The following is a 20,563-nucleotide window of genomic DNA, read 5'->3' as shown; positions in this document are numbered from 1 at the left end:
CCGGTGGTGGGTGGGGCCAGACCCGGTCTGGCGGTGCGTACGAGCGGCGGGGTGCCGGGTGCGGTCAGGCACCCGGCACCCCGGAAGGTCAGCCCTTGTTCTTGATCTGGCTGTTCCAGTGGTTGATCCACTCGGTCTCGTTCTTGCCGATCACGTCCCAGTCGACGTCCAGCGGCTTGAGGTTGAGCTGGTTCAGCCACTCCGGCTTCTGGGCGATGTCCACGGCCGGGATCTGGTAGTAGTCCTTGGCCAGGTCGGCGCGGAGCGAGTCGTCGAACAGGAACTCGATGAACTTCTGCGCGCCGGTGGTGTTGCCGCCCTTGACCGCGGCCAGGCCGTCGACCAGGACCGGGGCGCCGGAGGCCGGCATCACGTACCCGAAGGGCATGTTGGACTGGTTGGCCTGGAGCAGGATGTCCTGCAGGTTCCACGCGCTGAGGACACCCTGCTGGCGGGACATCTTCAGGTAGAGGTCGGTCGGGTTGGCCGCGTACGCGCCGGTGTTGGCGTCGAGCTTCTTCAGCCAGTCGTAGCCGGGCTGCGGGTTGCTGCCGTCCGGCGACTGCCGCTGGATCATCGAGGCGTAGATCGACCGCATCGTGCCGGAGGCCGCCACGTCACGGATGATGATCTTGTCCTTCCACTCCGGCTTCAGCAGGTCGTCCCAGTCCTTCGGGGCCTGCTCCGGGGTGAGGGCCTTGTTGTTGTACATGATGACCTCGGGCAGCAGGATCTCGCCGAACCAGCGACCCTCGGGGTCCTTGTACTTGGCGTCCATCTTGCCGGCGAAGGACGGCTGCCAGGGCGCGAGAAGGTCCTCGGTGGCCCCGGCGGCCAGCCCCTGCTGGGTGCCGCCCCACCAGACGTCCGCCTGCGGGTTGGCCTTCTCGGCCCGGACCCGCTCCAGGATCTCCTGCGCGCCGAGGTTGAGCACCTCGACCTTGCCCTTGTACTCGGGGTACTTGGCGGTGAACTTGTCGACGACGAAGGTGGCGACCTTCTTGTCGCGGGCCGTGTAGATCGTCAGCTTCTCGGTGCCGCCCGCGGCGGCGTCGTCCGAGCCGCCACCACCACAGGCCGTGCCTGCGGCGAGGACGGCGGCGAGCGCTCCGGCGAGAAGAAGTCGACGTCTCATGTGGTACCTCCGAGGGGTGTGGGGGGAACTACGTTGTTCTGAAGAGAGAGGTCAGGGGGGCGGCAGCAGGGTGGACAGTCCCGCCGCGGCGGCGGAGAGCGCGTAGCTGACGGCGCCGTGCAGCACCGCCCGGTCGCCGAGGACCGCCCGGCGCACCTCGGTCGGGCTCGGCGCGGCGGCGGAGACCAGGGCCTGGAGCCGCTCCACGGCGGCGTCGTCCAGCTCGGCGGCGGCCCCGCTCAGCAGGACCCGGCCGGGGTCGACCACGCAGGCGCAGGAGACGATGAGCCGGGACCAGGCGGTGAGCACCTCGTCCAGGTAGGCGGCGGCCCGGTCGTCGGCGGCGGCCAGGGCCACCAGCGCCCGGACGGGCGACTCGGGACGGCGGCCCGGGGCCAGGGACACCACCCGCTCGGCGATGGCGCTCGCCGACCAGCGGGCCTCGAACGGGCCGATCCCGTCGTGGCCCCGGTCGGCCGGATCGAGCGGCAGGAAGCCGACCTCGCCGGCCGCCCCGCCGGCACCCCGGCGGACCTGCCCGTCCAGCACCAGGCCGGCGCCGACGCCGTCGGCCACGTGCAGCAGGAGAAGGTCGGCGACGTCCGTGCCGGCACCCGCGGCGAGCTCTCCGGCGGCCATCAGGTTCACGTCGTTGTCCACCACCACCGGCACGCCGAGCCGCCGCTGGACCGACTCCCCTATCGGCTGACCCTCGAGCAGGCCGACCGACGGGGCGAGCCGGACGGCGCCACCGGAGGAGACACCGGGTGCGGCGATGGCCACCCCGCGCAGCGCCGGCAGTCCGTCACCGGCGAGCTCGGGCACCGCCGTGCAGATCAGCTCGACGATGTCGCCGGTGAGCCGGACCGTCCGGTGGGCGACCACGGCACCGTCGCTGTCGGCGATCTCGTAGCTGATCCGGGACGGCTCCAGGGAGACGGCCGCGACCAGTTCGGCGCGGGGGTTGAACTCCAGCATGGCCCGCGGCCGTCCGGCCCGGGAGGCGCCGGGTCCGCGTTCGATCAGGTAGCCCTCGGCGATGAGGTCGCGGACCAGCGGGGTGAGCGTGGCCGGGCTCAGCCCGGTGAGCTCGGTCAGCTCGGCACGGGAGAGCAGCCGCACCTGGCGGGCGGCGGAGATCACGGAGAGCCGCTTGATCTCCTTCGACCGCTCCCGGCTCACCGGGCTCGTCGGTGGCGTCACCACGTCAGTCACACTTCCTTCCTACGGCGAACGAACTATCTAGTCAAGTAACGAAAGCGTCTCGGCTGCCTGACAAGGCGGTGATGAGCTGCGGAAATGTCGGGGAATCCGGTCACCACGGGACAGCGCCCCGCGGCGAGAGGCATGATCACAAGCGCTCATGATGGCGACTTAGTTTCTTTCGCAAATTAAGAAAGATCTTGCACAGCATTGACGGGCCGCCGCGCCGGTCCCTAGCGTCACCGGGCGAAGGCCTTCCAGTGTGTACGGCGACCCCGTGCCGCTGCGTACCCGGTGACCCCGTGCGCCCGTCGGCGCCCGCCGTCCCGTCGCTCACTCCACCACTGTCCGAACGCGACCACCACGTCGGCGCGGCACCGCGTCCGACGGCGATGGCCGCTGCCCGGACCCCGCCACAGCCGGAAGGATCCGCATGCGACTCAAGGCGTTCCTGCTACCCACGGCACTCGCCCTGGCCCTCTCCGGGGTCCCGGGCCCGGCCCTCGCCGCCCCCGCCCGCCCGGCCGACACCGTCGACCTCGACGTGCTCTTCGTCAGTGCCCACCCGGACGACGAGGCGGGCAGCCTCGCCACCCTGGGCCAGTGGAAGGAGCGCTACGGCGCGAAGGCCGGCGTCGTGACCATCACCCGGGGCGAGGGCGGCGGCAACGCCGTCGGCCTCGAGGAGGGCCCGCCCCTCGGCATCATCCGCGAACGCGAGGAGCGCACCGCGATCGGCAAGGCCGGGGTGGAGAACCTGTACAACCTGGACCGCGTCGACTTCTGGTACACCGCCTCCGCGCCGCTGTCCGAGCGGATCTGGGGGCACGACGACACCCTCGCCCAGATCGTGCGGGTGATCCGGCAGACCCGCCCGGAGATCGTGATGACGATGAACCCGTCGCCGACCCCGGGCAACCACGGCAACCACCAGCAGGCCGCCCGGTTCGCCGCCGAGGCCTTCTACGCCGCCGCCGACCCGACCGCCTTCCCCGAGCAGCTCTCGAAGGAGGGCCTGCGGCCCTTCCGGCCGGCGAAGTTCCTGCGTACGGGTGGCACCGGCACCTCGGCGGCCGGCCCGGCGTGCGCCACGAGCTTCGTCCCGACGGTGCCGACCGACCAGGTCTTCGGCGTCTGGGAGGGCACCCCGAGCAGCACCGGGAAGACCTGGGCGGAGATCGAGGTGGACGCCCGCCGCGACTACGTCACACAGGGCTGGGCCGGCACCGCCGCCGCCCCCACCGACCCGGCGAAGATCCGCTGCGACTTCTACACCCTCGTCGACAGCCGGGTCCCGTACGACCCGGCGGACACCTCGCCGGAGGCGATCCTGCGCGGTTCGGTGCTTCCGGCCGCTGCCGGTGGGCTGCCCCGGGGAACCGAGCTGTACCTGACCACCGACCGGTTCGACCTCGCCCCCGGCGAGACCGTCGAGGTCACCGCCCACGTCCGGGCGCCCCGCGACCGGGCCCTGACCTCGCCCCGGGTCGCGCTGCGGCTGCCGGAGGGCTGGACCGCCACCGGCTCCGGCGCCCTGCGCGGCGCGGTGCCGGCGGGCGCCGAGCGGACCGCCACCTTCACCGTCACCGTGCCGGCCGGCGCCGACACCAACCAGCAGCAGCTGGTCGGCGCGACCCTGACCACCGGTCAGGGCGCCGGGCGTACCGACCGGGCGGTCCGGGTGGTCGCCGACGTGCGGGGCACCCTGGAGCCGCTGCCCGAGGTGGGCATCTTCCGGGACTGGGCCGGCGCGAGCGGCTACCCGCAGCTGGACACGCTGATCAAGCCGGTGCTCAGCCTCGGCTCCGGTCAGAGCCGTACCGTCCGGGTGGACCTGCGCAACCACGGCGAGACCGCGCAGCACGGCGAGGTCACCCTCGGCCTGCCGGAGGGGTTCGCCGCCGACGCCGCCACGAAGAGCTACCCCGACCTGGCCCCCGGCGCGACCGGCGCGGTGACCTTCACCGTCACCAACACCGACGCCACCCTGCCCACCGCCAACTCCGGTGGCACGGACGGCGACTACGGGATCACCATCACCACCACCAGCGCCGCCGGCCGCACGGTCGAGACCGGTGCCCTGGAACTCGTCCCGACCAGCGAGGTGCCGCACGCCGGGACCGGTCACGCGGTGGACGGGGTCGCCGCCCCCGGCGAGTACCCCGGCCCGGAGCTGGACCTCTCCCGGATCTGGGAGGGCGAGGCCACCACGCCGCAGGACGCGTCGGCGACCGGGCGGATCGCCTGGACCGAGGACGCCCTGAAGGTCTACGTGCAGGTCACCGACGACGTGCTCGGCAAGAAGGTGGTGTCGCAGGACTGCAAGCGGCAGCGCCGCACCGACAGCGTGGAGATCATCGTCGACCCGAAGGGGAACTCGGCGGACACCTCCACCGTGTTCAAGGCGGGCATCTTCCCGGTCACCGACGACCCGGCGAAGGGTGACCCGCCCTGCTGGCAGCGGGACGCCGACAACCGCCAGGGCCCGGGCGCGACGACCGCGCCGGGGATGACCGTGGTCAGCAAGGTCAGCGCGCCGTACACCGGCTACACCATCGAGGCGAGCATCCCGTTCGCGGTGCTGCCGGACGCGGTCGACCCGGCCCGGATGGGCTTCAACGTGCTGGTCTACGACTCGGACACCCAGGACCTCACCTCCCAGTCCCGGCTGGGCTGGTCCACCTTCACCGGCGTACGGGCCGACCCGTACCGGTACGGCCTGGTCACCCTGCCCGGGTACGCGCCGGCGGCCCGCCAGCCGAGCGCACCGGTCTTCCCGGACACCGCCGCGCGCAGCGTGCACAGCCCGCAGACCATCGCCCAGTCGGCGGCGGACGGCGTCGCCCCGGCGGCCGTGCCGCAGCTGCCTGCGGAGGCGCTGCGGCTGACCGACGCCCGTGCGGTGGACGGTGGTGTCTCGGTCACCCTCCGGGCCGACCGGGCCGGCACCGCGTACCTGTACGGCTGGGACGGTGACCGGCCCACGGGCGACCGCACGGTGACCCTGGCCGCCGGCTCGCCGGTGACCGTGGTGGTGCCGGTGACCGCCGGTACGCCGACGTCGCTACTGGCCGCGTTCGAGGCGGACGGCAAGGCGGTGGCCAGCCGGCTCGCCCTGTCCTGACGCGGACGACCGGCAGGGCCCCTCGTCGACGAGGGGCCCTGCCGCTCACCGCAGGCGGTAGACGGCCAGCCGGCCGTTCTCGAAGCGCAGGTCGGCCAGCGTCCGCAGGGCGGGCGCCTCCGTGCCGACCTGCCGGTCCACCACCAGCCAGCGGACGCCGTACCGGTCGCGCAGGGCGGCCAGGCCGGCGGCCTTGGGGGCCGTGAAGGCCGCGTCGTTGGCGCGCTGCCGGCCGGCGTCCCAGAACGGCGCGTACGGGCCGTCCGGCCGGCCCACCATCCGGGGCGCGAACGCCCACCCCTCGACCAGCACCGACCGCTCGGCGTAGCCGCTGAGCCAGAACGACCGGGCGTCGCACCACCCGTCCACCACCTCCCGGCAGTGCACGTTCGTGGCGAGCACGTCGCCCGGGGCGCTGTGCGCCCGCACCCAGCGGGCCGCCTCGACCCGCGAGGCGGGCATCGCCACCACCGGGTACGCGCCGCCGTTCGGGTAGATCCGGGTCGCGGCGGCGTCCATGACCAGCCCCGGCGCGCCGGCGGTCAGCACGGCGGTGAGCAGCACGAGCCCGCCCCGGCCGGCCAGTCCCGGCCAGCGCCCCGCGAGGGCCGGCCAGCACAGGAACACCAGCACCACCGGCACGGTCAGCACGGCCGCCCAGCGCAGCAGGGGCAGCACCGGCGCGTACGCGGGCACGGCCGGCGAGCTGATCGCGGAGTCGAGCTGCACCGCGGTGAGCAGCACGGCGAACGCGGCGGCGCCCGCGCCCAGCAGCCACCGGCCCCGGGCGGAGAGGGCGGCCCGCTCGGCCACCTCGGACCAGCCCCAGGCGGACAGCAGCACCCCGAACGCGAACCCGGTCCGCGTGAAGTACTGGTTGCTGCTGCCGGGATGCCCCACGAGCAGGTAGATCGCCGGGCCGGCGAGCGCGCCGCCGAGCAGGAACACCTGCACCGGCTCCAGCCGCCCGCGGCGCACCCCGAGCAGGGCCGCCGCGCCGGCCACCCGGAGCTGGAGGTTGAGCAGGAACGCCACCGCGACCAGCACCCACCACAGCGCGGTCACCCCGGCCGCCCGGCCGGTCGGCACGTAGGGGCGCAGCCCGGAGAAGGGGTCCAGGACCACCCCGTGGCTCTCGAAGGCGAACAGCATGGCGGTGGCGAACACCTGCGCGGCCAGTGCCAGGCCGGCGGCGACCAGCACACCCCGGGGCAGCCGACGGCGGACGATCAGGGTCGCCGCGGCGGTGAGACCGAGCGCCGCCAGCACCACCGGCAGGGTGCTGGCCTTCGCGCCGGTCGAGGCGGCCAGGAAGAGGACCGCCAGCACCCAGGCGCCGCGGCCCAGCGCGGGCACGGCCACCCCGCGGGCCCGCCCGACGATCTCACCGAGCGCGGCGATCAGCGGCAGCAGCAGCACCCAGCTGTACGTCATCGACGGGCTGCCCCAGACGATGAAGGTGGCCTGGCTGCCGAAGAGCTGGCGCCAGCCGTTCTCGAAGCCGAACTCGCCCACGGTGAACAGCAGCGCGGCGGCCACCACCCCGGCGTACGGCCGGCCGGTGATCCGCCAGCCCACAACGGCCACCAGCACGGCGGCGAGCGCGCAGAGCGCGGGCACGGCGAGCCGGAACAGCACCGTGGGCAGGTCCACCCCGCTGACCAGGCTGGTGGCGGCCAGGTGGGCGAAGCCGAACCAGTGGTAGTGCAGCGGCTCCCCGGCGACCTGCGGCACCTCGGGCGGCATCTGGTGGGTGGCCGCACCGGCGATGGAGAGCTGGAAGGCCAGATCGATGTACTGGGCCTGCCCCTCGTCGGCGGGCAGCACCGGGTTGACGGCGAGGAACGAGCCGTACAGGTAGAGGGTGAAGCCGGCCACCACCCCCGCCAGCGACCAGGCCCAGCCGGCCGGGACGACGGTGTGGTGGCGGACGCGCCAGTGCCGGCGCAGCCGCGGCACGGCGGCGAACGGCGCCACCACGGCGAGCGGCCAGAGCCGCAGCCAGCCGGGCAACCCGGCCGCGGTGAACGCGGCCCACGCGACCAGCTCCAGCACCAGGCCGACGGCCGCGCCCATGGCCAGGTCCTCGACCAGGGTGTGCGGGCGGCGGCGCAGCGCGCGGAACACCAGCGTGCCGGGGAGCAGCACGGCCAGCGCGGCGTACGCCGTCCAGCGCGCGATCGCGCCGGCCGGGGTGCCTGCGGCGAGCAGCACGGCGGCCACGGCGGCGTACCCGGCGACGGCCGGAGCGAAGCGCAGGGCGGCCGGACGGCGGCGCGGGTCGACGGCCGCCGGGGCGGCGCCGGTGGCGACGGCGGTCACCGCAGGCTGTCGGCCAGCTCGGCGGGATCCGGACGGGCGGTGGCGCTGTCGGCGGCCACCAGGTACGCGGGCCGGCCCTGCACGGCGGTGTAGATGCGGGCCACGTACTCGCCGAGCAGGCCGAGGCAGAGCAGCTGCACGGCGCCGAGGAAGAGGATCGCCACGTAGAGCGAGGGCCAGCCGCTGACCGTGGCGCCGGCGAACCAGGCCAGCACGGCCACCACCACGAGCACCCCGCAGACCGCCACCCCGATCAGCCCCAGCCAGGTGGCCACCCGCAGCGGGGCGGCGGAGAAGCTCGTGACGCTCTCGGCGGCCAGCCCGGCCATCCGGGACAGCGGGTACTTCGTCCGGCCGGCGGCGCGTTCCTGCCGCTCGTAGGTCACCTCGGCGCTGGGGAAACCGAGCCAGGGCACCACCAGCCGGAGCACCGGGCCGCGCTCGGGCAGCTCCCGCAGCGCCTCCACGACCGCCCGGCTGAGCAGCCGGAAGTCGCCGGCCTGAGCGGGGACCTGCTCGCCGACCACCCGCCGGACCAGGCGGTAGTAGCCGGCGGCGCTCCACCGCTTGAACCGGGTGTCCCGGCTGCGGTCGGCGCGCACGGCGTAGACCACGTCGAGGGCGTCGGCGCGGGCCCGGCGCAGCAGCTCGGCGATCACCTCGGGCGGGTCCTGGAGGTCGGCGTCGATGCTGACCACGTACGCGCCCCGGGCGCGGAGCAGGCCGGCGTGCAGGGCGGCCTGGTGCCCGCTGTTGCGGCGCAGCCGGAGCACCCGCAGCTCGGGCCAGCCGACCCGCAGCGCGGCCAGCGCCGCCGGGGTGGCGTCGGTGCTGCCGTCGTCGACGGCCACCACCTCGTACGCCTCGCCGAGCCCGTCCAGCACGCCGCGCAGCCGGACCGCGAGCAGCGGGAGGACGGCCTCCTCGTTGAACATCGGCACCACCACGGACAGGGCCGGCTGCGGCGCGGTCACGGCACTCGACCCCCCGGACTCCCTGGCGGCGGACGGGGCCGACGCTACCAGTCGGGCCGGTCGGGACCGGGTCGCTCGCCGGGCATCGCCCCGGTCAGGTGCCGCAGGTGGTGGCGGGCAGGCCGGACACCTGCACCGGGGAGCGGCCGGTGGGGCGGGCCTTGCCGGCGAGCACCTCGGCCAGCGCGGTCATCGACGCCCGGGTGGACGAGTAGGTGGCCAGCAGGGTCGGTGACTTCGCCCCGGCCAGCACGTACGGGGTGTCCATGGCCACCGTCACGGTCGCGTCGGCGCGCAGGTCCTTGCTGCCGTCGCCGTAGCCCACGAGGTGCACCACCGTGCCGCCGCTCGGCACCACCTTCACCCCGGCGGCGGTGAGCGCCTCGGCCAGCGCGGCCCGGGTGCGGTCCCGTCCCCCGGAGGCGGTGACGGTGACCGGACCGGCCACCGGGCTGCCGCAGCGGCCGCGCAGCATGGTCACCGCGGCGGCGGCCAGGTCGGCGGCGGCCTTGCGGTGCGCGGCGCTGTCCAGCGTCGACAGGGCCGGCGCCGGCCGGTCGGCCAGCTTGAACTTCATGGTCAGCACCCGGGTGACCGCCTCGACCAGCCGGGTCCGGGGCAGCGAGCCGTCCTTGAGCGCGGCGCGCAGCCCGTCGTACGCCTGGCCCACGTTCGGAGTCATCAGGATGAGGTCGTTGCCGGCGTTCAACGCCCGGACCGCGGCCTCCCCAGGCGACCACCGCTTGGCCGGCGCCATGTTCATCCCGTCGGTGATCACCACGCCCTGGAAGCCGAGCTGGCCGCGGAGCACGTCGGTGAGGAGCTTGCGGGAGAAGGTGGCCGGGACGCCCGGGTCGACCGCCTTCACGTCCAGGTGCGCGGACATCACGGCCATGGCCCCGGCGTCGATCCCGGCGTGGAACGGCGGGAACGCGGTGCGGTCCAGCACGGCGCGGGACTGCCCGACCACCGGCAGGTCGGTGTGCGAGTCGGCGGCGGTGAGGCCGTGCCCGGGGAAGTGCTTGACGGCGGCGCCGACCCCCTCGGCCTGGAGGCCACGGACCGCGCCGGCCACCTGGCCCGAGGCGGTCTTCGGGTCGGCGCCGAAGGAGCGGGAGCCGATCACCGTGCTGCGGGTGGCCAGCACGTCGGCGACCGGCGCGAAGTCCAGGTTCACACCCATGGCGGCCAGCTCGGCGCCGGCGGCCCGCCAGGCGGCCTCGGTCAGCGCCGGGTTGCCGGCGGCACCGGCCGCGAGCGGGCTGGGCAGCAGGGTCACCCCGTCGGTGATCCGGGTGACCACGCCGTACTCCTGGTCGGTGCCGACCAGGAAGGGGGCGGAGCCGGCGGGCAGCCGGCCGGCGGCGGCGCGCAGCCCGTCGGTCAGCGCGCGCACCTGCTTCGGGTTGTCGACGTTGGTGGTGGCCTGGTTCTCCGAGGTGGGGTCGTCGGCGCTGAAGCCGACCAGGATCACGCCGCCGAGGCGGTACTTCGCGACCATCTCGGCGGGGGTGTCGACCCCGGCCAGGGCGCGGTTGCCGGCCGCCGACCCGGGCGAGACCTTCGTGGCCGAGCTGCCGTACGCGTACGGCATCAGCACCTGGCCGACGAGATCCTCGTCGGAGAGCGTCGCCACCAGGGCGGCCGCCCGGGCGGCCGGGTCGGCGCCGGTCGGGGCGGGGGCGGCCGACGACGGGGCCGGCGCCGGGCTCGACGGGGCCGGCCGGGGCCGTTCGGGCTCACCCGAACACCCGGTGACGAGCAGCGCGGTCAGTGCGGCGAGCGCGACGCAGGTGCGACGCGGGGAAATCGACACGCGCCCCACCGTATCGGGGCAACTTGACCTTCCGTCAGCCCACCCGGGTGAGCAGCGTCACGGGCGCGCCGTCCCCGGCGTAGCGGTAGGGCTCCAGTTCGGCGTCCCAGGCGGTGCCGAGGGCCTTGTCCAGGGCGTGCGCGAGCGCCTCCGGGGCCCGGGCGGACGCCATGATGGTGCGCAGCCGGTCCTCGCCGAGCTGGATGTCACCGGCCGCGCCAACGGTGGCCCGGAACAGGCCGCGCCCCGGGACGTACATGAAGCGCTCCCCGTCGACTCCGGGGCTGGGCTCCTCGGTCACCTCGAAACGGATCATGGGCCACTGCCGGAGGGCAGCAGCCAGCTCGGCGCCCGTCCCCGGGCTGCCGGTCCACCCGCACTCGGCGCGCCGCGCCCCCGGATCGACGGGCTGGGCCGTCCAGTGCAGGTTGACCGGCGCGGCGAGGACGCGCGCGATCGCCCACTCGACGTGCGAGCACACGGCGAGCGGGGTCGAGTGGACGTATACGACGCCACGCGTTGGCACGGTGACCTCCCGGTGAGCCGAGGTGCGTCTTCCCCTACGACCTCGTCACCCGAGTGGCCTCTGCAACACATAATTACCTGTGTGACGGATGGTGCGCCAGCGAATCGGAAAATTCGCCGGTGCCGGTGACCGGGAAATACCCGGGAGGCTGACCTGGTTGTGCTCCCTGACGGCGCGACGACCAGCCAGGCGTCGAGGTCGTGTACAGTTCTCTGGGCGGTTCTGTGCCGCCGCACGTCTTCGCGGGCTGACGCTCACCCCGGGCGTCAAACCGCACATCAGCCCCCGGACGGTTTCCGTCCTCCCGTACGTCTGCAAGGAGTACCTCCGTGGCGAGCAACACCTCTAAGACCGCGCGCGCGTCAGTCCGGGCCGGCCAGGCTGGCCAGGGTGGCGCCCTCAGCGTGCTGGGCGAGTTCAAGTACCTGATCCCGCTCAACGGCGGCAAGCACGCCTACGTGCGCAACCTGACCAACGGCAAGACCGCGCACCTGCGCACCGACTCCGAGGCCTTCGTCGAGGAGATCCGCGTGCTGGCCGCCGCCGGCCACGCCGCCAAGGTCCGCGCCGAGATCAACGCTCTCGCCGCCACCCACCCGGACCACGGCTGGGACAAGACCGAGAAGCGTCTCGTCGAGGCCGGCGTCTTCGAGGGCTGAGCGCACTCACCCGCGACACCACGAACCGCCCGCCGGGGTCACCCGGCGGGCGGTTCTGTCTTCTCACTCCTCCGGGAGCAGCGCCACCTCGCCGGTGGCCAGGTCGTAGAGGGCGCCGACCACGGCCACCTGCCCGGCCGCCACCGGGCCCGCCAGCAGGTCGTCGGCGCGCAGGGCGGCCACCGTGCGCCGGACGTGCCGGCGGACGGCGAGCGGGTGGGCGTCCGGGTCGTCCACGCCGACCTCGTGGACCGCCGGCGCGATCCGGTCCACCACGTAGCCCAGCGCGCCACCGGGTCGCGTCCCGGTGCGCAGCGCGTCGACCGCCGAGGCCACGGCGCCACAGCGCTCGTGCCCGAGCACCATCACCAGGCGCACGCCGAGCTGCCCCACCACGTACTCGATCGAGCCGCAGACCGCGCGGTCGAGCACGTGCGCGCCGGTGCGGATCACGCAGATCGAGCCGAACGTCTGGTCGAAGATCGCCTCCAGCGGTACCCGCGAGTCGATGCAGCCCAGCACCACGGCGTACGGCTGCTGGTCGCCCGAGGCCACCGCCGCGGCGGCGGTGACGTCGTGGCCGTGCACCGGCTGCCCGCTCACGAAGCGCCGGTTGCCGGCGAGCAGCTCGGCCAGGGCGGCCCGGGGCGTCCGGGCGGCGAGGGTGGGCGGCATGTCTCCAGCCTGGTCGCCGATCCGACCCCGCGAGGCGGGGTTGGGAATCTTCTCACCACCCCGGTTGCCGTGCTGTGATGGCGGGTACGCCGGTGTTACCGCCGGGTCACTCCGGTGTCACGACACCGGTCGGCCCGGGGAGGTGGAACTGTGCCGCAGCACCTGGAGGTGCGGCTTCCCGACGGCGTACGCCTGCACGTGACCGCGACCGGGCCGGTCGACGCCGAGGTCACCGCGATCCTGCTGCACGGCTGGACGCTGGACGGGCGCAGCTGGCACCACCAGCTCGCGGGCCTGCGCGACCGCTTCGGCGACCGGGTCCGGGTGCTCACCTACGACGCCCGCGGGCACGGCCGGTCGAGCTGCATGGCGCTGCGCACCGCCACCCTGGCCCAGCTCGGCGACGACCTGGCCGCCGTGGTCGACCAGCTCGTCCCGTCCGGCCCCATCGTGCTGGCCGGGCACTCGATGGGCGGAATGACCGTGATGGAGTACGCCCACCGCCACCCCGACCGGTTCGCCGGCCGGGTGGCCGGCCTGGTCTTCGTCTCGACCACCGCCGAGGGGCACACCCACACCGTCTACGGGCTCTCCCCCCGGATCGCCCGGTTGATCCGGCTCGCCGAGACCACCGGCGCCGGGGTGCTGGCCCGCTGCGGCGCCTGGCGCCCGCCGCACGCGCTGCTGCGCGCGCTGCGCCCGAGCATCCGCTGGATGCTCTTCGGCGACCGCTGCGACCCCGCCGACATCCGGCTGGTCACCTCGGCGGTGGCGCGCGCCTCGCTGCGCTCGATCGGCGGGTTCCGCGCCTCGATCGGAGCCCAGCACCGGCTGGACACCCTCGCGGCACTCGGCCGGCTGCCGGCCGCCGCCCTGGTCGGCGACCGGGACCGGCTCACCCCGCCGCCGTGCGCCGAGTCGATCGCCGCGGCGCTGCCCACCACCGAGCTGACCGTGTGCCCGGGCGCCGGTCACATGCTCATGATGGAACGCCCCGACGAGGTGACCACGGCCGTCGCCGGGGTGCTGCACCAGGTGCTCACGGGGACGGACGCGGGCACGTCCGGGCAGCGGGTGGGAACGCCCGGATAACGGGCAACCCGCACGGGCGGGCGGCGGGCAGCGGCATGGCCCCGACACGGGCCGGGTGAGCGGCCCGTACCCTCATTCAGCCCGCCGTCTGACCACAGGAGCCCCCGCGTTGAGCGACCAGACCACCCTGGAACGGGAGATCGCCGTCGAACAACGGCATCTCGACCGGGTGTACGCCCGGCTGGCCGAACTGCGTCGGTCGGCCGCCGACGCCGAGCGGGAGGGCTACCGGCTGGCCCGGGTCGGCAACTTCGGCGCGCTGGTCGAGCGGGACGCCATGGTCTTCCACGCCGCGCAGCGCCGGCACGTGCTGGACGCCGAGCACGAGGGGCTGGTCTTCGGGCGGCTGGACCTGCGTACCGGGCAGGTGCTGCACGTGGGGCGGCTCGGCGTGCGCGGGGAGGACGCCGAGACCCTGGTGGTGGACTGGCGGGCGCCGGCCGCGGCGGCGTTCTACCAGGCCACTCCGGCCGAGCCGCAGGGCGTGGTGCGGCGGCGCACGATCCAGTCGTCGGCGGAGAAGGTCACCCGGATCGAGGACGACCTGCTGGATCCGGAGTCGGCGCCGCCGGACATGGCGGTGGTCGGCGACGGAGCGCTGCTGGCGACCCTGTCCCGGGCCACCGGCCACGGCATGCGGGACATCGTCGCCACCATCCAGCGCGAGCAGGACGAGGCGATCCGCTCTCCGGGCAACGGGGTCACGATCGTCTCGGGCGGCCCGGGCACCGGCAAGACGGCCGTCGCCCTGCACCGGGCCGCGTACCTGCTCTATTCCGACCGCGCCCGCTACGCCGGCGGCGGCATCCTGGTGGTCGGCCCGTCGAGCGTGTTCGTCCAGTACATCGCCTCGGTGCTCCCCTCGCTCGGCGAGGAGACGGCAACCCTGCACTCCCTCGGCTCGCTCTTTCCCGGCGTGTCGGCGACCCGGACCGACCCGCCCGAGGTGGCGGCCGTGAAGGGCTCGCTGCGGATGCGCCGAGTGCTGGAGCGGGCGGTCCGGGACGCGGTGCCCGACTCCCCCACCGAGCTGCGCCTGCTCTACCGGGGTGAGCTGCTGCGGCTGGAGCGGGCCGAGCTGGACGGAATCCGGGACCGGACCCTGTCCCGGGGCGCGCGCCGCAACGAGGTGCGCCGGGCGGCCTTCGACGCGGTCCTCGCCGCGCTCTGGGCGCAGGCCCGCACGCTGCGGATCGGCCGGCTTCCGGAGCAGCCCGCGTTCGAGGACGAGATCATCGAGCGGCCGGAGTTCCGGGAGTTCCTCAAGGCCTGGTGGCCGCGGCTGCACCCGCGCCACGTGCTGGGCTGGCTGGCCCGCCCGGAGCGCCTGCGGCGGTACGCCGGCGGCGTCCTGTCCGGTGCCGAGATCCGGCTGCTGACCGGGGCGTACCGGAGCCTGGCCGGCGAGGGGCCGACCATCGCCGACGTGGCGCTGCTGGACGAGCTGGACGCACTGCTCGGCCAGCCGGTGCGGCGGGCGAAGCCGAAGCGGGACCCGTTCCAGCTGGCCGGCGGCGTCCGCGAGCTGAGCACGGCCGCGGACCGGCAGCGGGCCGCCCGGGCCGCCGCCCGGGAGCGCCCGGAGGACTACCGCGACTACGCCCACGTGGTGGTCGACGAGTCGCAGGACGTCTCGCCGATGCAGTGGCGGATGATCGGCCGGCGCGGCCGGCTGGCCTCCTGGACGGTGGTGGGCGACCCGGCGCAGACCGCCTGGACCGGCGACCCGCAGGAGCTGGCGCGGGCCCGTGATCAGGCGCTGGGCCGGCGCCGCCGCTACCGGTACGAGCTGACCACCAACTACCGCAACTCGGCGGAGATCTTCGCGGTGGCGGCCGCGGAGATCCACCGCGTCCACCCCGATCTCGCGTTGCCCACGGCGGTCCGGTCCACCGGCGTGGCGCCGGTCGAGCGCACCGTGCCCGCGACCGACCTGCCGGCCGCCACGGCGGCGGCGGCCCGCGCGCTGCTGGCCGAGGTCGAGGGCACGGTCGGCGTCATCACGCCGGTGCCGCGCCGGGACGAGGTGGCCGGCTGGCTGGGCGACCTGGGCGGCCGGCTCCAGGTGGTCACCAGCCTCCAGGCCAAGGGCATGGAGTACGACGGGGTGGTGCTCGTCGCACCGAGCGAGATCCGGGCCGATCCGGGGTCGGGCGTGCGCACCCTCTACGTGGCGCTCTCCCGGGCCACCCAGCGGCTCACCACGCTCGACCCGGTCGGCTGACGCCGGGCGCCGCGATCCGGGTTCACTTGCATACATAGCGATGTGAGCATAGATTGAGCCCAGCCGGTGCGGCGGACGAGAGGGTGTGGGCGTGGGCGCAGGTCATGACCACAGCGGCACGGTGGCCAACGCGGCGCAGCGTCACCGGGGCCGGCTCTGGGCCGCGTTCGCGCTGCTCAGCGCCCTGATGGTGGTCGAGGCGGTGGCCGCGTTCGCCACCGGCTCGCTGGCCCTGCTCTCCGACGCCGGGCACATGTTCACCGACGTCCTCGGCATCGGCATGGCGCTCGCCGCGATCACGGCCACCCGGCACGCCGACACCGACCCGCAGCGCACCTTCGGGCTCTACCGGCTCGAGGTGCTGGCCGCACTGGCCAACGCGGTGCTGCTCGGCGCCGTGGCCGTCTACGTCCTGGTCGAGGCGGTACGCCGGTTCGGCGAGCCGCCGGAGGTGCTGGCCGGGCCGATGCTCGCCGTGGCGGTGCTCGGCCTGCTCGCCAACATCGCGGCGTTCGCGCTGCTGCGCCCCGGCGCCGAGGAGAGCATCAACCTGCGCGGGGCCTACCTGGAGGTGCTGGGCGACCTGCTCGGGTCGATCGGCGTGATCGTCGCCGCCGTGGTCATCGCGCTCACCGACTGGTGGTGGGCCGACCCGCTGGTCGCCGTGGCGATCGGCCTGTTCATCCTGCCGCGCACCTGGCGGCTCGGCCGCGCCGCCGTCCGCATCCTGGTGCAGGCCGCCCCCGAGCACCTCCAGGTGACCGCCGTGCACGACCGGCTGGCCGCGGTGCCGGGCGTCGCCGAGGTGCACGATCTGCACGTCTGGACCCTCACCTCGGGCATGGACGTGGCCTCGGCGCACCTCACCATGACCCCGGGCGCCGAGGTCGGCGAGGTGCTGACCGCCGCCCGGACCGCCCTGCACGAGGACTTCTCGATCGACCACGCGACGTTGCAGATCGAACCCGGAGCGTCGCCGGGAGCCTGTGGCGCGGTCGAGTGGTAATTAGGGCAATCTTAAATCCAAGTGGCTATTGTGCACTTGTGCCGGTTTTGACCGGGACACCGGCCCCCACCAGCGGAGCCGGCCCGGCACAGCGCCGGTAGGCTCGACCGCGGCCTCCGCCGGGCGGCGCCCACCGGCGCCTGCGGCGGCCAGCGCCTAATCGCCCGCAGGGGCGAGCCGGGGAACCACGTTCGTGGGGTGCATCCGCGTCAGCGGTAGGGATCTTCCGTCCCGAACCCGTCAGCTAACCCGGTCGGCGGTTGACGGAAGGACACGTGAATGCCCCCAGTGGCACCTGTACGACGGACGGTCGCCCGGTTGGCGGCCCTGCTCGTCGCGACGCTCGCCCTCGGCGTCGTGACCACGCCGGTCTCCCCCGCCTCGGCGGGCGCACCGACCGGCCTGCTCGCCGCCGCACCCGGCGACGACGAGGGCGGCACCCCGGCGCTGCGCGCCCAGCTCGACGCGGCCAGCAAGGGCTGGCTCGACGCGCGCACCGCGTTGAACCGCTCGGTGACCCGGCAGAAGCAGCTCAGTGCCCAGCTCAAGACGATCAACGCCGAGTTGACCGTCCGCGACGCCAAGGTCGGTGAGATCGCCGGGGTGGCCTACCGGGCCGGGCGGCTCGGCACCGCCGCGGCGCTGCTCGGCAGCAGCAGCCCGGAGGGCTTCATGGACCGCGCGGCGGCCCTGGAGCAGGTGGCCGCGCACGAGGACCGGGCGCTGCGCGACCTCATCGACACCCGGGACGAGGCCACCCGTACGCAGGCCGCGCTCACCGGTGAGATCCAGGAACAGCGCAAGCAGGTCGCGGTGATGGCCAAGCGCAAGCAGCAGGCCGAACGCGCCCTGGAGGTGGCCAACGACCGCGCCTCCAGCAGCGGCGGCGGCAGCGTGCAGGGCACCTCGTCGGCGAACGCCACGCCGGCCAAGCGCAACGCCGACGGTTCCTGGCCACCCGAGTCGTGCAGCGTCGACGACCCGACACCGGCCGACGGCTGCATCACCCCGCGCACGCTGCACGCGCTCCAGCAGGCCAAGGCGGCCGGCTTCACCCGCTACGTCTCCTGCCACCGGCCCAGTGGCTCCGGCGAGCACCCGAAGGGACGGGCGTGCGACTTCGCCGCCCAGAAGGACGGCTTCGGGGGCGTGGCCACCGGCGGCGACAAGACGTACGGCAACAACCTGGCCGCCTACTTCATCCGCAACTCCGACGCGCTCGCCGTGCTCTACGTGATCTGGTTCAAACAGATCTGGCTGCCCAGCAGCGGCTGGAAGGCGTACAGCGGGGGCAACGGCGACCCGTCGAGCGACCACACGAACCACGTGCACCTGTCGGTGTACTGATCGCGCCGGCGGCACCCGGGCTACGCCCCACGACGTACACCGGGTGTCGCCGCGCGGCCCACGACGCGGCGCCGCCGACGGCCGAGCATCGGGGCATGACTCGACTCTCCCCCACCGGACGCAAGGCCCTGCTCACCCTGCACCTGGTCACCTCACTGGGGTGGCTCGGCGCCGACCTGGTGCTGCTGACCCTCGGCGTGGCCGGGCTGCGCGGGGCCGACCCCGAGGTGGTCTACCCGGCGGCCGCGCTGCTGGTCACCTGGCTGTTCGCCCCGCTGAGCGTGCTCGTCTGGCTGGTCGGGCTGGCCAGCGCGCTGCTCACCCCGTGGGGGCTGCTGCGCTGGCGCTGGGTGCTGGTCAAGTTCGCCGTCACCACCGTCGTGCTCACGCTGGTGCTGCTCCTGCTCACCCCGCGGGTCCGGCACCTCGGTGCGCTGGCCGCGGCGGCCGACACCCACCTGCGGGTCGACCTGGTGGTCGCGCCGACCGTATCCAGCACGCTGCTGCTCGTGGTCACGGTGCTGTCCACGTACAAGCCGTGGGGACGGCTCCGGCCGGCTAGCCCGGCGGCGCGGCGAGCGGTGCCCGCCGGCCGGCGGGGGTGACTCACGTGATCCGCCCCTCCAGGGTGGCGCCGAGCCGGCTGGCCAGGCCGAGGTGGGCCGCCCGGGCCTGCCGGAAGGCGTAGCCGAACAGCGGCGCCGGCGCGGACAGGGTGATCTCCACGTCGATGCGCACCACCCCGTCCGGCTCGTCGCGCAGCCGGGTGTGGTTGCGCACCGTGGTGGCCGGCTGCTGCCGGGCCACGGTCACGACCTCGTCCTCGTTGGCGATCAGCACGTCCGCCTGATAGGTCACCGGGAAATGCAGCGGGCCGAGCGCCAACCGGTCGGTGATCGCGTAGCTCGCCAGCGCGCCCGGCCGGGGCGGCAGTTGGCGGACCCGCACGATCAGCGGATGCAGCTCGCCCTGCCGGCTCAGGTCGCCGAGCAGGGCCACCGCGTGCGCCCTCGTGCACCGGGCCTGCACGGTGTAGCTGAAGCTGTCGCTACTGAGCAAGCGGCACCCCTTCGCCGTCGTGGGTCCGCACGATCGTCCCGTACCGGAGCCGGGCTGGCAACGGGTCGAAAGTCCCAGGCCGCGACGCAGGTCGGCGGCCGGAAGTCGGAGCAGCGGGGGTGGGGCGATCAGGCGCCCGGAAGCACCTCGGGGGTGGTGTCGGCGAACCAGGGCTCGGGCGCGCCGAACAGGCCCAGGAGGCCGGTCACCCAGAGCTGACGGTGCACGAACCGGCTCGGCTCGGTGACGACCAGCTTGACGCCGCTGACCTCGCAGGTCTGGAAGCCGGCGACCATGGCGCTGATGCCGACGGAGTCGATGAAGGTGACGAGCCGCATGTTGAGCTCGATCCGGGAGGGGCGGCCCTTGGCGAGCACCTCGGCGATCGCTTCCCGCACCTCGTACGCGGTGTCGACGTCGATCTCCCCTCGCGGGGCGATCTGGACCACACCACCCGGCAGCACCGACTTCACGATCGACAGGCTCACGCGAGCACCTCCACTCGCCCGTACGGGCGCCTCATCAGTACGCGGGCCGCGACCGAGAGTATTCCTCCGACGGCCTCGGTCGCCACCCCTCGGGATGGGCAATTCGCGCACTGGGCACACCTGGGCATCCCTATCCGGACCTTCGGGCTCCTATTTTCCCCGCGGCGCGGGGCCCGACCGGTCGACCGGCCGGGCTGGCCCCGGCCGATCCGCCGATCCAGGGTAGCGGGCCGGCGCACTCCCGGGGGGCATCCCGCCCCGGCGCGTTCGGGCGGTTCGTCCGGCGGCGCGCCGACCGGCCCGGACATGATGGTTTGCGCCGGGTCCGGCCGGGGCACTGCCCCGGTGAGCGAACCGTCACGCGCCGGATGACACCGGAGTCCGAACTGGCCGACGGACTTCGGCACCCCGAGGAGGTAACACGATGTTCGGATCCACCCTGCTGGACCGCCGCAGCAAGCCCGAGCGGGTCGCCGACCAGGCGTGGCAGCACCTGCTCTCCGCCGTCGGCTCGGCCGGCGACAGCGTCCGGGACGCCGCCCGGTCGGCCCGCCGCAACTCCTCCGGCTTCGCCGACGACGCCACCGACCTCGTCGGCTCCGCCGCCGAGGAGGCCCGCCGCCGGGCCGGCCTCGCCTTCGATGCGCTCGCCGGCCGCCGGCCGGCGCTGCCCTGGACGCTGCTGATCGCCGCGGCGCTGGCCGGGGCGGCGATCGGCTGGGCCGCCGGCACCGCCGCGCGGGCCGCCGGCAGCCGGGAGGTCGACGAGATCGAGTTCGTCGACGTGGACCGCCCCAACTCCCCCGCCGGCCTCGACGGCTGAGCGCCAGACCTTGCCCATCTGGAGAACGGCGACCGGGTCGGGGAATCCCTTGGCGTTCGTGATGACGTTGACGCGCTGGCGGCTGATGCC

General features: G+C 74.4%; 17 protein-coding genes and 1 riboswitch. Of the genes, 8 read left to right on the top strand and 9 right to left on the bottom strand.

Going from position 1 to position 20,563, the window contains the following annotated elements:
- Positions 1-88: 88 nt before the first annotated feature.
- Complete coding sequence (locus tag ABZW14_RS22385) at positions 89-1,135, bottom strand: extracellular solute-binding protein (protein ID WP_355349666.1); 1,047 nt, start codon at positions 1,133-1,135, stop codon at positions 89-91.
- Positions 1,136-1,186: 51 nt separating this feature from the next.
- Positions 1,187-2,350 carry an ROK family protein gene (locus tag ABZW14_RS22380; RefSeq protein WP_355349663.1) on the bottom strand — a complete coding sequence of 388 codons (1,164 nt, stop codon included), beginning with the start codon at positions 2,348-2,350 and terminating at the stop codon, positions 1,187-1,189.
- A gap of 421 nt (positions 2,351-2,771) precedes the next feature.
- Between ABZW14_RS22380 and ABZW14_RS22375 the strand changes: the two genes are divergently transcribed.
- Positions 2,772-5,462, top strand: coding sequence for a sugar-binding protein (locus ABZW14_RS22375; protein ID WP_355349660.1), 2,691 nt, complete (start codon positions 2,772-2,774; stop codon positions 5,460-5,462).
- A gap of 45 nt (positions 5,463-5,507) precedes the next feature.
- Here the strand turns inward: ABZW14_RS22375 and ABZW14_RS22370 are convergent, their stop codons facing one another.
- The 4 genes from ABZW14_RS22370 to ABZW14_RS22355 all read right to left on the bottom strand — a co-directional run bounded on the left by ABZW14_RS22370 (position 5,508) and on the right by ABZW14_RS22355 (position 11,100).
- Complete coding sequence (locus ABZW14_RS22370; protein WP_355349657.1) at positions 5,508-7,784, bottom strand: DUF2298 domain-containing protein; 2,277 nt, start codon at positions 7,782-7,784, stop codon at positions 5,508-5,510.
- Complete coding sequence (locus ABZW14_RS22365) at positions 7,781-8,758, bottom strand: glycosyltransferase family 2 protein (RefSeq protein ID WP_355349654.1); 978 nt, start codon at positions 8,756-8,758, stop codon at positions 7,781-7,783. Before ABZW14_RS22365 ends, ABZW14_RS22370 begins: the two co-directional genes overlap by 4 nt.
- Before the next feature lie 94 nt (positions 8,759-8,852).
- A complete protein-coding gene (locus tag ABZW14_RS22360) occupies positions 8,853-10,583 on the bottom strand; it encodes a glycoside hydrolase family 3 protein (RefSeq protein WP_355349652.1) in 1,731 nt (576 codons plus the stop codon).
- 25 nt (positions 10,584-10,608) lie between these two features.
- Entirely contained in the window at positions 10,609-11,100 is a 492-nt protein-coding gene (locus tag ABZW14_RS22355) for a DUF3145 domain-containing protein (protein ID WP_355349649.1), read from the bottom strand.
- Positions 11,101-11,429: 329 nt separating this feature from the next.
- On the opposite strand from ABZW14_RS22355, the gene ABZW14_RS22350 reads away from it, so the two are divergent.
- Complete coding sequence (locus ABZW14_RS22350; protein ID WP_151463449.1) at positions 11,430-11,759, top strand: hypothetical protein; 330 nt, start codon at positions 11,430-11,432, stop codon at positions 11,757-11,759.
- A 63-nt stretch (positions 11,760-11,822) separates the two neighbouring features.
- On the opposite strand, the gene ABZW14_RS22345 is transcribed toward ABZW14_RS22350, so the two are convergent.
- Entirely contained in the window at positions 11,823-12,434 is a 612-nt protein-coding gene (locus tag ABZW14_RS22345; protein WP_355349645.1) for a carbonic anhydrase, read from the bottom strand.
- Positions 12,435-12,584: 150 nt separating this feature from the next.
- Here ABZW14_RS22345 and ABZW14_RS22340 point away from each other — a divergent pair, with 150 nt between their 5' ends.
- The 5 genes from ABZW14_RS22340 (at position 12,585) to ABZW14_RS22320 (ending at position 18,708) form a co-directional block, all read left to right on the top strand.
- The gene (locus ABZW14_RS22340; protein ID WP_355349642.1) at positions 12,585-13,526 is read left to right on the top strand and encodes an alpha/beta hydrolase; all 942 of its coding nucleotides are present in this window, start codon (positions 12,585-12,587) and stop codon (positions 13,524-13,526) included.
- Between the two features lie 109 nt (positions 13,527-13,635).
- On the top strand, positions 13,636-15,750 hold the full coding sequence (locus tag ABZW14_RS22335) for an AAA family ATPase (protein WP_355349639.1): 2,115 nt from the start codon (positions 13,636-13,638) through the stop codon (positions 15,748-15,750).
- 91 nt (positions 15,751-15,841) lie between these two features.
- Entirely contained in the window at positions 15,842-16,756 is a 915-nt protein-coding gene (locus ABZW14_RS22330) for a cation diffusion facilitator family transporter (RefSeq protein WP_355349637.1), read from the top strand.
- A gap of 143 nt (positions 16,757-16,899) precedes the next feature.
- Positions 16,900-17,031, top strand: a riboswitch (cyclic di-AMP (ydaO/yuaA leader).
- A gap of 4 nt (positions 17,032-17,035) precedes the next feature.
- Positions 17,036-18,103 (top strand): hypothetical protein, encoded by a 1,068-nt coding sequence (locus ABZW14_RS22325; protein ID WP_355349634.1) that lies wholly within the window; start codon positions 17,036-17,038, stop codon positions 18,101-18,103.
- Between the two features lie 95 nt (positions 18,104-18,198).
- Complete coding sequence (locus tag ABZW14_RS22320) at positions 18,199-18,708, top strand: hypothetical protein (protein ID WP_355349632.1); 510 nt, start codon at positions 18,199-18,201, stop codon at positions 18,706-18,708.
- A 1-nt stretch (position 18,709) separates the two neighbouring features.
- Here the strand turns inward: ABZW14_RS22320 and ABZW14_RS22315 are convergent, their stop codons facing one another.
- Both ABZW14_RS22315 and ABZW14_RS22310 read right to left on the bottom strand, forming a co-directional pair.
- A complete protein-coding gene (locus ABZW14_RS22315; RefSeq protein ID WP_355349629.1) occupies positions 18,710-19,162 on the bottom strand; it encodes an SRPBCC family protein in 453 nt (150 codons plus the stop codon).
- 128 nt (positions 19,163-19,290) lie between these two features.
- On the bottom strand, positions 19,291-19,650 hold the full coding sequence (locus ABZW14_RS22310) for an STAS domain-containing protein (RefSeq protein WP_355349626.1): 360 nt from the start codon (positions 19,648-19,650) through the stop codon (positions 19,291-19,293).
- A gap of 424 nt (positions 19,651-20,074) precedes the next feature.
- On the opposite strand from ABZW14_RS22310, the gene ABZW14_RS22305 reads away from it, so the two are divergent.
- A complete protein-coding gene (locus ABZW14_RS22305) occupies positions 20,075-20,473 on the top strand; it encodes a hypothetical protein (protein ID WP_355349623.1) in 399 nt (132 codons plus the stop codon).
- Positions 20,474-20,563: the final 90 nt, after the last annotated feature.

Origin of the sequence: Micromonospora sp. NPDC004551 (assembly GCF_040609975.1) — a bacterium.
GTDB lineage: Bacteria > Actinomycetota > Actinomycetes > Mycobacteriales > Micromonosporaceae > Micromonospora.
This window is presented reverse-complemented; position numbering and strand designations above follow the sequence as displayed.

Excerpts from the sequence above, each read along its gene's own strand:
- ABZW14_RS22385 (WP_355349666.1), bottom strand. The coding sequence starts at position 1,135 with ATGAGACGTCGACTTCTTCTCGCCGGAGCGCTCGCCGCCGTCCTCGCC.
- ABZW14_RS22375 (WP_355349660.1), top strand. The coding sequence starts at position 2,772 with ATGCGACTCAAGGCGTTCCTGCTACCCACGGCACTCGCCCTGGCCCTC.
- ABZW14_RS22345 (WP_355349645.1), bottom strand. The coding sequence starts at position 12,434 with ATGCCGCCCACCCTCGCCGCCCGGACGCCCCGGGCCGCCCTGGCCGAG.
- ABZW14_RS22325 (WP_355349634.1), top strand. The coding sequence starts at position 17,036 with ATGCCCCCAGTGGCACCTGTACGACGGACGGTCGCCCGGTTGGCGGCC.
- ABZW14_RS22320 (WP_355349632.1), top strand. The coding sequence starts at position 18,199 with ATGACTCGACTCTCCCCCACCGGACGCAAGGCCCTGCTCACCCTGCAC.
- ABZW14_RS22305 (WP_355349623.1), top strand. The coding sequence starts at position 20,075 with ATGTTCGGATCCACCCTGCTGGACCGCCGCAGCAAGCCCGAGCGGGTC.